This window comes from Agromyces cerinus subsp. cerinus (genome assembly GCF_900142065.1).
GTDB lineage: Bacteria > Actinomycetota > Actinomycetes > Actinomycetales > Microbacteriaceae > Agromyces > Agromyces cerinus.
In genome coordinates, this window is record NZ_FSRJ01000002.1 from 864,385 (window position 1) to 877,819 (window position 13,435).

The 13,435-nt window shown below is 72.4% G+C and carries 8 protein-coding genes; 4 read left to right on the forward strand and 4 right to left on the reverse strand.

From position 1 onward, the window contains the following. Positions 1 to 4 precede the first annotated feature (4 nt). Positions 5 to 2,755 carry an FtsX-like permease family protein gene (locus BUR99_RS10060; protein WP_074260173.1) on the reverse strand — a complete coding sequence of 917 codons (2,751 nt, stop codon included), beginning with the start codon at positions 2,753 to 2,755 and terminating at the stop codon, positions 5 to 7. Beyond that, the gene (locus BUR99_RS10065; RefSeq protein ID WP_074260174.1) at positions 2,752 to 5,790 is read right to left on the reverse strand and encodes a hypothetical protein; all 3,039 of its coding nucleotides are present in this window, start codon (positions 5,788 to 5,790) and stop codon (positions 2,752 to 2,754) included. The genes BUR99_RS10060 and BUR99_RS10065 overlap by 4 nt, the downstream gene beginning before the upstream one ends. Positions 5,791 to 6,246: 456 nt before the next feature. Here BUR99_RS10065 and BUR99_RS10070 point away from each other — a divergent pair, with 456 nt between their 5' ends. From BUR99_RS10070 to BUR99_RS10085, 4 genes are all read left to right on the forward strand, one after another. Continuing rightward, complete coding sequence (locus tag BUR99_RS10070) at positions 6,247 to 8,136, forward strand: ABC transporter ATP-binding protein (RefSeq protein ID WP_074260341.1); 1,890 nt, start codon at positions 6,247 to 6,249, stop codon at positions 8,134 to 8,136. Next, the gene (locus BUR99_RS10075; protein WP_074260175.1) at positions 8,133 to 9,938 is read left to right on the forward strand and encodes an ABC transporter ATP-binding protein; all 1,806 of its coding nucleotides are present in this window, start codon (positions 8,133 to 8,135) and stop codon (positions 9,936 to 9,938) included. Before BUR99_RS10070 ends, BUR99_RS10075 begins: the two co-directional genes overlap by 4 nt. Before the next feature lie 147 nt (positions 9,939 to 10,085). Then, entirely contained in the window at positions 10,086 to 10,751 is a 666-nt protein-coding gene (locus BUR99_RS10080; RefSeq protein ID WP_074260176.1) for a response regulator transcription factor, read from the forward strand. After that, entirely contained in the window at positions 10,751 to 12,535 is a 1,785-nt protein-coding gene (locus tag BUR99_RS10085) for a sensor histidine kinase (RefSeq protein ID WP_084183879.1), read from the forward strand. Before BUR99_RS10080 ends, BUR99_RS10085 begins: the two co-directional genes overlap by 1 nt. 36 nt (positions 12,536 to 12,571) lie before the next feature. Here BUR99_RS10085 and BUR99_RS10090 read toward each other — a convergent pair whose 3' ends face one another. Both BUR99_RS10090 and BUR99_RS10095 read right to left on the reverse strand, forming a co-directional pair. Continuing rightward, positions 12,572 to 12,913 (reverse strand): MGMT family protein, encoded by a 342-nt coding sequence (locus BUR99_RS10090; RefSeq protein ID WP_074260177.1) that lies wholly within the window; start codon positions 12,911 to 12,913, stop codon positions 12,572 to 12,574. Positions 12,914 to 12,942: 29 nt separating this feature from the next. Further along, complete coding sequence (locus BUR99_RS10095) at positions 12,943 to 13,395, reverse strand: GNAT family N-acetyltransferase (RefSeq protein ID WP_074260178.1); 453 nt, start codon at positions 13,393 to 13,395, stop codon at positions 12,943 to 12,945. Between the last annotated feature and the right edge of the window lie 40 nt (positions 13,396 to 13,435).

Consider the following 13,435-nt stretch of genomic DNA (forward strand, 5'->3'; position numbering starts at 1 on the left):
GGGGTCATCCTTCCTCTTCCTTGCGCATCGCGCGAGCAGCGTTGACGCTGCCGTCGATGCGGGATGCCGCGACCGCCGCGGCGATCGTCACGAGCATGCTGCCCGCGAGCACCGCGATGATGAGCCACGGGTCGAGCGTCACGGCCGGCTGGGCATCGCCGTCGGTGAACGCACGCAGATCGATGCCCGCGAGCACGACGAACGGCAGGGCGATGCCGAGCAGCGCGCCCGCGACGAGCGCGATGACGGCGACCGGTCCGATCTCCCAGACGACGAGCGCCCGCTCGCCGCGTCGGCCGAGGCCGAGCGTCGAGAGCAGCGGCAGCAGCCGGTCACGGGCGGGGCGGCCCACCACGAGGGTCAGCACGATCGCGAGCGCCGTGAGCAGGCTCGCGAGCACGATCGCGACCACGAGCGAGATGACCAGCCCCTGCGTCGTGGGGCGTTCGCGCAACTCGGCGAGCAGGTCTTCGGGCGTGACGACCACGGCGTTCTCGCCGGCGATCTCGGCGAGGGCGGCGGTGATCTCGTCGGCGTCTGCGGCGGAGGTGCCCGGCTCGAAGCGGACGAGCACGGTGCGCGGCACGAGGGTCGCCGTGAACGGCTTCGCGTTGGCGACGTCCATGAGCACCCAGTTCGAGCGGGGCGAGTACGCCGTGCGCCCGTCGACCACGCCGAGCACGTCGAAGTCCTCGCCGTCGAGGTCGGCGGAGTCTGCGTCCGCGACGAAGTCCGCGACCGGCTTCGAGAGCAGCACCGGCACGTCTTCGGTGTCGGTCTCACCGAGCCCTTCCGGGAGCTGCGTGGGCGCGGCCCGGCCCTGCTGCACCCGCCGCATCTGCTCGGCGTCGACGACGATGAGCGTCGAGGTACGGGCGCGTCCGTCGGCGGTGACCTTGGTGGGCTTGGCCGAGTACACGGGTGCGATCGCCGCGACGCCGGGCACGGCTGCGAACTCGTCGAGCTGTTCGAGCGTGAAGGGCGTTCCGGCGACCGAGGCGTCGGCGCCGACCTGCGCGTCGGCCGCGCGGTCGACCCCGGCCTGCACGGTGCCGAGCAGCACCGAGGAGAACACCGTCACCGAGACTCCGACGACGACGGCGAGCACGGGCACGATTCCGGCGGAGGGGTCGCGCAGTGCGCGCGCCGATCCGAGGAACGGCACGAGGCCGGCCCGGCGCGAGGTGCGGCGTACGAGGGCTGCGAGCGGGATCGGGTACACGCGCAGCACGACGAGGCAGGCGAGCAGCGAGAGCAGCAGCGGCACGGCCGCGAGCAAAGGATCGACGCCTGTCGTGGCGGTGGAGGTGGCGAGGCCGCGGCGGTACAGCAGCACCACGGCCGTGACGGCGAGCACCGTGACGAGTGCCTCGGCGATCCATCGGAAACGTCCGGTGCTCGGCCTGCCGAGGTCGGCACGCGCCCTGCGGAGCGGGCTGAGGCCGGGCTCGGCGGCGATGAGCAGCACCATGGGGGTGAGCGCGAACAGCGCCGCGATCGTCCACCCGCCCGCCCCCGCATCGGCAGGGACGAGCACCGTGCCGAGCAGCCCCCCGACGATCGCGGCGGGAAGTCCGATGGCGAGGCCTTCGAGGGCGAGGATGCCGCGGAGCTGGCCGGGCGACGCCCCGCGGGCGGCGGCGAGTTCGAGGCCGGTGCGCCGCCGTTCGAACACCACTCGGGCGCCGAGCACGAGCACCGCGACCATCACGCCGATCGGCCCGGAGGCGATCGTGGCGAGCACGGCGTCGCTCGCGCTCGCGGCGACGGCCGCGTCGCCCAGCGCGTCGGTGAGGCCGCTCGTGAACGCGACCTCGCCGACGGTCGCGAACCAGTACTCCCAGGAGCCGCTGCCGAGCACGAACACCTGGCTCGTGAACTCGCCGAGCTGGGTGACGAGTTCGGCGGAGTCGGCGGCGCGGATGCGTTCGGGAATCACCGGGTACCAGGCATCCATCGCCGTCGGCAGCTTGGACTCCTCGAGCGCGGCCCACGACACCGGGTCGGCGAACCCGAGGCCCGTGACCTCGATGTTGCCTTCGGGGGTGTACGCCACCGCCGGCTCGAGCGCCACCGACGGCACGTGCGTCCAGAAGCCGTCGTGGGGATCGATCGCCGCGAAGGTGCCGACCAGGCGCACATCCTGCGGATCCGTGCCGATCGGGATCGAGCGGTCGACGCCCGTCTCCCACCCCATCTGCTCGGCGACCTCATCGGCGAGCACGATCTCGAGGGGGGCCCCGCCCGGCACGGGGCCGGTCAGGGGCGCCGGCCACTCGCCGCCGGTGAGCTCGATGTGCTCGCGGATTCTGGGGTCGTACGCCGTGAAGAGCTGGTACGTGGTCGAGCCCTCGGAGCCGGCGTTCGTCGGTCCGGCGACGAGCGCGGTGAGCGGTTCGCCCGTGACGTGCGTCAGCAGTTCGGGCATGCCGGCACGGATGTCGAGCAGGCGCTGCTCCTGCGCGCCCCAGACGGCCTCGATCTCGGGCTCGAGCGTCGTGTCGCCGCTCGCGGCGCCGAGCTCGGGCAGGTTCCGACTGGACGTGACGAGGTCGATCTCGCGCCCGGGGAACTGCTCGAGCGAGTCCTCGAGCGCTGCGGTGTGCATCGCGGCCACCGCGCGCGGAACGCCCGTCGCGAGCAGTGCGCCGGCGAGCACGAGCAGCGAGAGCATGATCGACGCGACCGGACCTGCGAAGAACTGGCGTCGAAGCAGGCCGGCGGCACTGAGCCGCGAGTGCCGGGTGTCGGTCATCCTTCCTCCTGCCTGAGCCCGGGGCGCGACGCGACGCGCCGAACGGATGCCGCGGCGCCCGCGGCGATCGCCGTGGCGAGCAGGAGGAACGCGGCGATGCCGATGAGCCACGGCGCCGCGTCGACGCCGAACTCGACGGGAACGACGGCCGGAACCGCGGCGACGGCCGCCCGCGCGAGTTCGCGCGCGGTGAGCACGGCCGTCGCGAACCCGACGAGCGTGCCGATCACGACCGCGGTGCCGAGGGTCACGGCCAGTTCGGCGAAGCGGGCTCGCGATTGCGTGCGCGCCGGCACGCCGAGCGCGCGCAGCACGACGACCTCGCCGAGGCGGCTGCCGCCGAGCGCCGCGACGAGTGCCACCACCGAGATGAGGGCGAAGAGCAGGGCCCCCGCAGCGCCGACCCAGAGCGCGGCGATCGCCGGGGCGATGAACGGCGCCGACGACGACGCCGACCTGGCATCGGCGATGACCGTCGACCCGTGCTCGCGATCGAGGTCGGCGGCCAGCTGATCGGGCTCCGTGGTCGCGATCCAGCGTTCGCCGAATGCCGGCACCCCGGCGCCGGAGTCGAAGGTGTACCGCTCGAACGCGGCGAGGTCGGCCAGCATGCCGTCATCGCCCGCGGTGGGGACGACGGGGAGCAGCCCGGCCACGACGGCATCGATCTCGGCGCTCCCGGTGAGCACACGGAACGCGAACCGGTCGCCGATCTCGGCCGACATCCGCTCGGCGAGGTCAGCGCTGAGCACGACGGGCAGCGGATCGCTGCCGCCGGTGGTGAGCGTCGCCCGCGCGTTCGGCGCCTTGGAGGTGAGGAGGTGTTCGGGCTCGATCTCGAACTCCGCGCCGGCGACGGTGGTGCCATCGAGCGAGATCGCACCGAACGAGACGAGCACCTCGGCACCCGAGGCGCCCGAGAGCGAGGCGCCGAGGCCGATGAACCGGAGGCCGTCGGCATCGGGCACTGCGAGGCTCACCGGGCCGCCGTCAGCCGCGACCTCGACGGACACCGGGTCGGTCGACGTCGCTGCGCCGTCCTCCGTGATGAACCACGCGGTCACGGCGACGGTGCCGCCGGTGCCGGCCGGGGCGTCGAGTGCGACGGCGACGTCGAGTGCCGTGGTGCCGGCCGGCATGGCCGCGCCGGCCGCATCGGCTGACGCCTCGAGCTCTGCGGCGACGCGTGCCGCCCCGGTGCCCGGCGCGATGCGGGCGGTGCCGCCTGCGGGCAGCGCCACGACGGTCGCCTGATCGGACCCGATCCGCACCTCGCCGCGGAAGACCGGCCCCTCGGCCGAGATGCCCTCGGCACCCGCCAATCCGTTGTCGAGTGCCAGCGGGTCGGGGCCCTGCACGACGTCGCGACCCGCATACGACACGCGCACCTCGCCACCGGTGGCGAGCGCGGAGGCCGTGCGGTCGATGCCCTGCCAGGCGCCGGAGAACGCCGCCGACAGCGTGAGCCCGGCGACCGCGAGCATCGTGACGAGGGATGCGGCGGCGTACAGCGACGCGCGCCGCGCGAGCTGCCGCATCGGCAGCGCCGGCACCAGCCCGGGGCGGGCGGCGGCGAGTCGTTCGAGCACCGCGTCGATCGGTCGCGTGAGCCAGAGCGCCGCGAGCGCGAGGGCGACCAGCACGAGCATCGGTGCGAGCACGGCGATCGGGTCGACCTCCATGGCGCCCGATGCGCTCGCGACGAGCGGCGACCCGTACAACCGGAACTGCCAGAGGGCGACGGCGGCGAGCACGACGAGGAGCACCCCGCCGCCCGTGGCGAGGCCGCGCGCGACCCTGCCGACCTCGTCGCCCGCGCCGCGAACGACCGGGCGACGCGCATCGAGCCAGGCGCGACCGGCGACGACGAGGAGGGCGACGACCACCACGACGGATGCCACGACGGCCGCGGTGCCCGGATCGCGGGTCTCTCCGGGGCGGGCCGCCATGAGCACGGCTTGGGCCCCCGCAGCGCCGAGGACCGCGGCCGGCACTCCGAGCACGAGCACCTCGACGGCGGTGTCGCGGGCGAGTCGCGCGGCGGAGGCGCCGCGGGCGCGGAGCAGCACCGTCTCACCGCGTCGGGCGGCGCCGAGCAACGTCGCGAGGCGGGTGAGCGCGGCGATGCCGGTGAAGGCGAGGAGCAGGATCGGCAGCGGAGCGATGGCGCGCACGGCGCCGAGGCTCGCGAGGAGCCGCGACAGGGTCGCCTCGAGGCCGCCGAGCGCACTCAGCCCGTCGGTGCCGATGGCCGGTTCGGCGCGGAGCGCGGGTTCGACATCGGGCAGTTCGGATCGGAGCAGCCGCGCTGAGTCGGGGGTCACGGAGGCGTCGACGACGGCGGTCCAGCGCACGACGATCGCCGCAGGCAGATCGAGCGCGGAGCCCTCGGCCACGAGGAACGGGCCCGCACCGTCGGCGGTCGTGCCCGAGGCGACGATGCCCTCGCCGAACCATGCCGGGTCGCTCGGTTCGAGCGGCAGCCAGGTGCCGACGACGAGGAGGCGGCGCGCCGAACCGCCCTCGAGGTCGACGAGGTCGCCGGGTGCGAGGTCGAGCGCCTCGGCGGCGGCCGCGTGCAGCGTTGCCGGCACGGCGCCCTCGGCCTCGGCCGCCGCGATCGCCTCCGGCTCCTCCGGCCAGCTGCCGTCGACGAGTTCGGAGCGCTCCGCGGCCCCGGGGTCGGCGAGCAGCACCGCGCCGAACGCCGTGTCGCCGCTCGTGGCGTCGACCGGTGCCGTCTCGACGCTGCGGCTCCAGGAGGCGTCGAACGGCGAGACCATGCGATCGAGCACGGATGCCGCGGCATCCGCCTGGGCTTCGGGGTCTTGTGCGATGCGGATCTGCCAGCGTGCCGCGCCCGCCGTGCCCTGCGCGGCGGCGAGGCTGCTGCGCAGACCGCTCGCCGAGGAGCCGGCGAGCGAGTCGATGACCGCGGTGGAGAGGCCGGAGAGCAGGAGGACGACCGCGGCGATCGAGGCGAGCACACCCGCGCGGGCGTTCGCGCGGGCGAACGCTGTCCGTGCCGCTCCCACGCGTGCTCCTCGTCGGTCGGGTCGCACGCGCGGCGGCATAGGGGCCGGAATGGACGGCGTCTCGGGGGACGCCGTCGTCGCCCGCGCAGCGACGAATCCGCATAGCCTAACGCCGTGGTGGGTCTTGCGCGCCACCCGTTCGAACCCATATTCTGTAGGGCTGGCCGAGGAGTGAGTTCCGACCGGCCTCGAGGGTTCGAGACGATGACGCAGGAGGACACCATGCAGACAGAAACCGACGCCCGCACGATTGCGGCCTCCGGCTCTGCCCGCCCGGCGTACCTCTTCGGGCTCGCCGGGTAGACCGCCCGTCTCTCTCGCGCAGGCTCCGCCTGCTCCGCGGTTTCACGCGTTCTCGCGATCCGCGGCTTCCTCCACTCCTTCCTTTCACCGACCGGCCCTTCCGCGGGCGCTCGGTGCTCCCATCCCGATTGGAACCCGGCTGTGTCCGTATCCCTGCAAACGCCGACCGCACCCGACGCGCCCGAACCCGCGTCGCAGCCTCCTCGACTGGGCACCGTCCGCGCGCTCTGGCGACTGCGCGAGTACGCCGGGCCCGCCATGCCGGCATTCGCCGGCAGCATGGCCGCGGCCCTCGTCGCCCAGCTCATCGCGCTGACGATCCCGCAGGTGCTGCAGCAGATCGTCGACGGGCCGCTCGCGAACCAGGAGGCTGACGCGGTCATTCCGCTCGCTCTGCTGGTCTTCGTGCTCGGGGCCGTCGAAGCGATCCTCTTCGCGGTCCGGCGCTGGCTGGTGGTCGGCCCCGGCACCAAGGTCGAGGCGCGCATGCGCAACGCCCTGTACGCGAAGCTGCAGGACCTTCCGGTGAGCTTCCACGACCGCTGGCCGAGCGGCCAGCTGCTCTCGCGAGCGGTCAGCGACCTCGGCCTGATCCGTCGGTGGCTGTCGTTCGGCCTCGTGCTGACGGGGGCCAACGTCGTCATCATCGTGGTCGGCGTCGGCATCCTGATGTCGATGAACTGGTTCCTCGGGCTCATCTTCCTCGTCTGCTCGCTGCCGCTGTGGTGGGCGGGCTGGCGCTTCGAGGGCCGGTACTCCGAGATGTCGCGACTCAGCCAGGACCAGGCGGGCGACCTCGCGACCGCCGTCGAGGAGTCGGTGCACGGCATCCGCGTGCTGAAGGCCTTCGGCCGGGGCAAGCACGCCCTCTCGACCTTCCGTGCGCAGGCCGAATCGCTGCGCAGCACCGAGATCGAGAAGGCGCGCCTCGACGCGAACATCTGGGTGTGGATCATGGTCGTGCCCGCGATCGCCCTGTCGCTCTGCCTCGTGGTGGGCGTCTGGCTCGCCTCGCAGGGCCAACTCAGCGTCGGCGAGCTCGTCGCGTTCTTCGCGACCGCGACGGTGCTCGCGTGGCCGATCGAGTCGATCGGCTTCATGCTCGCGTTCGCGCTCGACGCGCGCACCGCGACCGACCGCTACTTCGACATCCTCGACAGCGAGAACACGATCGTCGACCCTGCGGAGCCGCGCACGCTCGAGCGGCCGCGAGGCGAGCTCGCGTTCAGCGACGTGCACTTCCGCTACCAGGACTCGCCGGAGCGGTTCGGCGACCTGCTCGACGGCGTCGACCTCGTGCTGGAGCCCGGGGAGACGATGGCGCTCGTCGGCCTCACGGGCTGCGGCAAGACGACGATGACCGCCCTCACGACGCGGCTGTACGACGTCACCGCGGGGTCGGTGACCCTCGACGGCGTCGACGTGCGGGCCTTCAGCCGCGACGAGCTGCGCACCCACATCGCGATGGCGTTCGAGGACGCGACCCTGTTCAGCGCCTCGGTCAGGGACAACGTGCTGCTCGGGCGGCCCGAGCTCGCGGGCGATGAGCCGGCGGTGCGCGCCGAGGCCGATCGCGTGCTCGACGAGGCGCTGCGCATCGCGCAGGCGGGCTTCGTCTACGACCTGCCCGACGGGCTCGACACGAAGGTGGGCGAAGAGGGCATGAGCCTCTCGGGCGGCCAGCGGCAGCGCCTCGCCCTCGCGCGCGCCGTCGCGGCCAAGCCTGCGGTGCTCGTGCTCGACGACCCGCTCTCGGCGCTCGACGTCGCGACCGAGGCGCGAGTCGAGGCCGAGCTCCGTTCGGTGCTCGCCTCGACCACCGCCCTCATCGTGGCGCATCGGCCGTCGACGGTCATGCTCGCCGACCGGGTCGCGCTGCTCGAGCACGGGCGGGTCACGGCCGTCGGCACCCATTCGGAGCTCCTCCGCGAGAGCGAGCACTACCGCTTCGTCATCACGAGCCTCGAAGACGACGAGCGCAGAAGCACCGGCGTCGATGCCGTCGACGTCGACACCACGATCCGAGAGGAGGCCGCATCATGAGCGTCACCGGTGTGCAGGGCGAAGAACGCCAGGACTACTCGAAGGCCGAATCCGCGCAGATCCGCGCCCGTTCGCGGCGCCTGCTCGGGTCGCTCCTCGCCCCGCAGAAGGCGCGGCTCTGGTGGACGGCGGTCGCCATCATCATCTCGTCGGCCGCCCAGGTCGCCGGCCCCGCCCTCATCGGGTACGGCATCGACCAGGGCATCCCCGCGCTCATGCAGCAGAACTGGTTCCCGGTCGCGTTCGCGGGCATCGCGTACCTGCTGACCGGGCTCGCGGGCGCGTTCCTCATCTCGGTGTACATCCGTCAGTCGGCGCGCATCAGCCAGGCGGTGCTGATCGACCTCCGCACCCGGGTGTTCCTGCACACGCAGAAGCTCTCGCTCGAGTTCCACGAGTCCTACACCTCGGGCCGCATCATCTCGCGGCAGACGAGCGACCTCGACGCGATCCGCGAGCTCATGGACGAGGGGTTGACGCTGCTCGTGCGGGGCCTCATGTACATGGTGTTCACGGGCATCATGCTCGTCATCGTCGATGCGCCGTCGGCACTCGTGCTGCTCGTCGCGCTGATCCCGCTCGGCATCCTCACCCGGTGGTTCCAGGTGCGCTCGCAGCAGCTGTTCCGGCGATCGCGGGTGGCGTCGGCCAAGCTCATCGTGCAGTTCGTCGAGACCATGACCGGCATCCGCGCGGTGCAGGCCTTCCGCAAGCAGCGGCGCAACGAGACGGAGTTCGGCGGGCTCGTGGAGGACTACCGCGACGTGAACGCGAAGGTGCTCGGCCTCTTCGCGATCTACAACCCGGGGCTCGCCCTGATCGGCAACACCGCGGTGGCGGCCACCCTCGTGCTCGGCGGCTTCCGGGTCGTCGACGGTGCGATGGGCGTCGGCGTGCTCCTGTCGGTCGTGCTCTACACGAAGCGCTTCTTCGACCCGATGGAGGACATGGCGATGTTCTACAACGGGTACCAGTCGGCCTCGTCGGCGCTCGAGAAGATCTCGGGCGTGCTCGAGGAGGAGCCGAGCGTGCCCGATCCGGTGAAGCCCGTCGATCTGTGGAACGCGGAGGGTCGCGTGCGCTTCGACGGCGTCGAGTTCGCCTACACGAAGGACCGCGTCATCCTGCCGCGCTTCGATCTCGACGTCCCGGCGGGGCAGACCATCGCCCTCGTCGGGTCGACGGGAGCCGGCAAGTCGACGCTCGCCAAGCTCATCGCGCGCTTCTACGACCCGAGCGACGGGGCGGTCACCCTCGACGGCGTCTCGCTCACCGAGCTGCACCCGAAGGACCTGCGACGCGCGATCGTCATGGTCACGCAGGAGGCCTACCTCTTCTCGGGGTCGGTGGCCGACAACATCGCGCTCGGCAAGCCCGACGCGTCGTTCGACGAGATCGTGCGCGCGGCGATGGCGGTCGGTGCGCACGAGTTCATCGAGGGACTGCCGAACGGCTACGACACCGACGTGAACAAGCGCGGCGGGCGGGTCAGCGCCGGCCAGCGGCAGCTCATCTCGTTCGCGCGGGCGTTCCTCGCGAACCCCGCCGTGCTGATCCTCGACGAGGCGACCTCCTCGCTCGACATCCCGAGCGAGCGGCTCGTGCAGGAGGGCCTCACGAAGCTCCTCGCCGACCGCACCGCGGTGATCATCGCGCACCGTCTGTCGACGGTCGCGATCGCCGACCGGGTGCTCGTGATGGAACACGGGCGCATCGTCGAAGACGGTGCACCGGCCGACCTGATCGCGGGTACGGGCCACTTCGCGGCGATGCACGCAGCGTGGCGGGACTCGCTGGTCTGAGCCGAATCATCCAGCTTGACCGTTCAGAGGGGTGCCCGCCTCGGGGCACCCCCTGAACTGGGCGCGCGGCATGTGCCTCGCGCGCGATACGCTCACGACAGGCGGGCACACCGTCATGGTCAGGCCTGCCCTCGGATTGGAGGAGACATGGAGACGCCCGAACGTCCCCTGCGCGTCGCGATCGCCGACGACGCACTGCTCCTGCGCGAGGGCATCGCGAAGGTGCTCGCCGACGGCGGTCTCGAGGTCGTCGCCTCGGTCGGCACGGGCGTCGAACTGCTCGAGGTCGCCGCACGCGGGGGACTCGACGCAGCAGTGCTCGACATCAGGATGCCGCCGAGCTACCGCGACGAGGGCATCGTCGCGCTCGAGGAGATGCGCGCGCAGGGCTCGACGATCGGCGTGCTGCTGCTCTCGATGTACGCGACGCCCGAGTACGCGCTGCGGGTCATGGGCGCGGGCAGCGGCACCGGGTACCTCCTGAAGGAACGCGTCTCCGAGCCCCAGACCCTCGTGCGCGCCGTCGAGACGGTCGCCTCGGGCGGTTCGGTCGTCGACCCCGAGGTCGTCGAGCAGCTCGTGCAGCGCACGCGCGCCGACGACCCGCTCTCCCGCCTCACCGAGCGTGAACGGTCCGTGCTCGAGCTCATGGCCCAGGGGTACTCCAACGGCGGCATCGCGCAGACGCTCTTCCTCGGGCTGAAGACCGTCGAGACGCATGTGCGCTCCATCCTGCAGAAACTCGACCTCGAGGAGTCGCCCGAGCATCACCGGAGGGTGCTCGCGGTGCTGACGCTCCTCGGCGCGAGGTGATGGCCCCCGGCCGCAAGGGCCGGATCATCAGGCGCACGATCGTCATCGCGCTCGTCGTGGCCGCGAGCCTCACGATGGAGATCACGGGGTTCCTCGCGACCCCCGGGGAGCTGCGGCGCGAGGTGTCGTGGACGACGCTGCACGCGATCGTCCCGCTCGTGTTCGCCGCGTGCGCGGGGGTGGCGTGGGCGATCGGGCCCTCGCGCCTGCCGGCCCGTCTCATGGTCATCTTCCCGCTCGTGTGGATCCCGCTCTCGTTCCTCCGCGTCATCGAGCACGTCGCCTGGCTCTGGCCCTTCGTCTACGGCGTGCACCTCTGGTGGGCGGTGCTCACCGGCATCCTCGTGCTGCTGTATCCCCGTGGCCGGCTGATCGACGGCGTCGACCGCTGGATCGCGGGCATCGCGCTCGTCACCTCGGTCGGCTACCTGCTCGGAGTGCTGCTGCTCGGCCAGCCGTCGGCCGCGGTCTGCGACTGCACCGTCAATCCCTATCTCGTCGCCGACGCACCCGGCGTGTTCGCGATCATCGACGTCGGCTACCGCGCCATCGGCGTGCTGCTCGCGATCGTCATCGCGGTGCGACTGCTCGTGCGGTGGGTGCGCGGCAGCGTGCCGGCCCGCACCGTCGCGTTCCTCATGCCGATCGCCCTGATCGCCTGGGTGATCACCCTCGCGATCCAGGCCGCGGCGTACGCCTCGGGCGGCGCCGACCTCGTGCTCGACACGGTCTCGCTCGTGGCGATCGCCTCGATCCCCGTCAGCTTCGTCGCGGGCATCGCGCACGCGCGCAACATGCGTGCCCGCGTCGCCGATCTCATGCGCATCACGCGCGAGGGCGCCGATCGCGGCCTCTGGGCGGAGTCGCTCGCGCGCACCCTTCGCGACGCCTCGGTGCGCGTCTACTGGTGGGACGAGGAGCGCGCCGGGTACGCGGATGCCTCGGGGGAGCCGCTCGACGACAGCCCCGCCGCCCGCCGCAGCGACCACGGCCTGCTGCCCGTCTCCTCGCCGACCGGCATGCCCATCGCCGTGATCCGCCACGACCGCGTGCTCACCGACAACATGCGCCTGCTCGACGGCGTCTCGAGCGCACTGCGCCTCTCGGTCGACAACGGCCGGCTGCGGTCCGAGATCGAGCGCACCCTCGAACAGGTGCGCCAGTCGCGGGCCCGCATCCTCGAAGCGGGCGACGAGGCGAGGCGCCGCATCGAGCGCGACCTGCACGACGGGGCGCAGCAGCACCTCGTCTCGCTCGGCATGCGACTTCGCCTCGCGGCGAACCAGGCCCGCGACCGCGGGGTCGAGCCGCTCGGGGTCGAACTCGACGGCACGATCCTGATGTTGAACCAGGCGCTCAAGGAGCTCAGGGAGCTCGCCCACGGCATCCATCCCTCGCTGCTGTCGTCGGGCGGGCTCGCGCTCGCCGTGCCCGAACTCGCGGGCCGCTGCCCCGTGCCGGTCGAGATCGACGTGCAGGCCGAGGGGCGCCTGCCCGAGGTCGTCGAGTCGACCGCGTACTTCGTGGTCTCCGAGGCGCTCGCGAACGTCGCCAAGCACGCGCAGGCGACCAGGGGCTGGGTGCGGGCCGTGCTCGTCGACGGCGAACTCGAGCTCGTCGTACGCGACAACGGGGTCGGCGGGGCATCCGCCGACGGCAGCGGCATGCTCGGCATCGCCGACCGCGTCGACGCGGTGGGCGGCCGGTTCCGCCTCGACAGCGAGCCGGGTGCCGGCACGACGATCACCATTCGCATCCCGCTCGGCCGGTTCACCTCGACCTGATCCGGTGAACGGTCGCGCAGCGCCGGCGACGGCCGGTCAGCCGCGCCAGCGGCAGGCCGCGAGATCGATGCGGTAGCCGTCGTCGTCGGCCGAAGGTCGCAGCGGGGTGCCCTCGGCGACGTAGTGCCGCCGCGCCCGTTCGGCGTGCCCGGCCGGAGGGCGGCCGCCGGCGCGAACGACCCGCCACCACGGCACGTCACCGCCCGCGCGCGCCATCACCCGTCCGACGGCGCGTGCCCCGCGCGAGCCGAGCAGCGCCGCGACGTCGCCGTAGGTCGCGACCTGCCCTGCGGGGATGTCGGCGACGACCACGAGCACCGCCTCGACGAACCCCTCGGCGGGCTGCGGACGGCGTCCGGCGGCGTGCTGCTGCGACATCCGGTGCGCCAGATCGCTCGGGTGCCCCGTCAGAGTTCGAGTGCGCCGATGACGTCGCCGTACGCGGTCTCGCCGATGTCGGTGAAGCCGATGCGGTGGAAGAACGCCTCGGGGCCCTCTTCGCCCGGCTCCCACAGCACGGTGATGCGGTCGAAGCCGCGGTGCTTGGCCTCTTCGGCGAGCGCCGTCGCGAGGAACCGGCCGACGCCCTTGCCCTGCACCTCCGCGTCGACGTTGATGCGCCAGATGCAGGCCCGGAACTCCTCGTGCTCGTTCTCGGGGTCGAAGTTGCCGTGGATGAAGCCGACGACGCGATCTTCGAGCAGAGCCACGCGCTGCCAGGCGGTGGCGGGATTGACGACGGAGGACTCGGCCGAGTACGTGACCGGCGCGATGAACTGCTCCTGGCCGGGCTTGAGCGACAACGAGTTCGCCGCCACGATGTTCGACGCCGACAGATCTTCCAGTCTCAGCTCAGCCATGCGCCAAGGCTAACCCGTGGGGCCGTCGCCTCGGTAGCCG

Coding starts and splice junctions, on each gene's coding strand:
- BUR99_RS10060 (WP_074260173.1), bottom strand. CDS start 2,755: ATGACCGACACCCGGCACTCGCGGCTCAGTGCCGCCGGCCTGCTTCGA.
- BUR99_RS10075 (WP_074260175.1), top strand. CDS start 8,133: ATGAGCGTCACCGGTGTGCAGGGCGAAGAACGCCAGGACTACTCGAAG.
- BUR99_RS10080 (WP_074260176.1), top strand. CDS start 10,086: ATGGAGACGCCCGAACGTCCCCTGCGCGTCGCGATCGCCGACGACGCA.
- BUR99_RS10085 (WP_084183879.1), top strand. CDS start 10,751: ATGGCCCCCGGCCGCAAGGGCCGGATCATCAGGCGCACGATCGTCATC.
- BUR99_RS10090 (WP_074260177.1), bottom strand. CDS start 12,913: ATGTCGCAGCAGCACGCCGCCGGACGCCGTCCGCAGCCCGCCGAGGGG.
- BUR99_RS10095 (WP_074260178.1), bottom strand. CDS start 13,395: ATGGCTGAGCTGAGACTGGAAGATCTGTCGGCGTCGAACATCGTGGCG.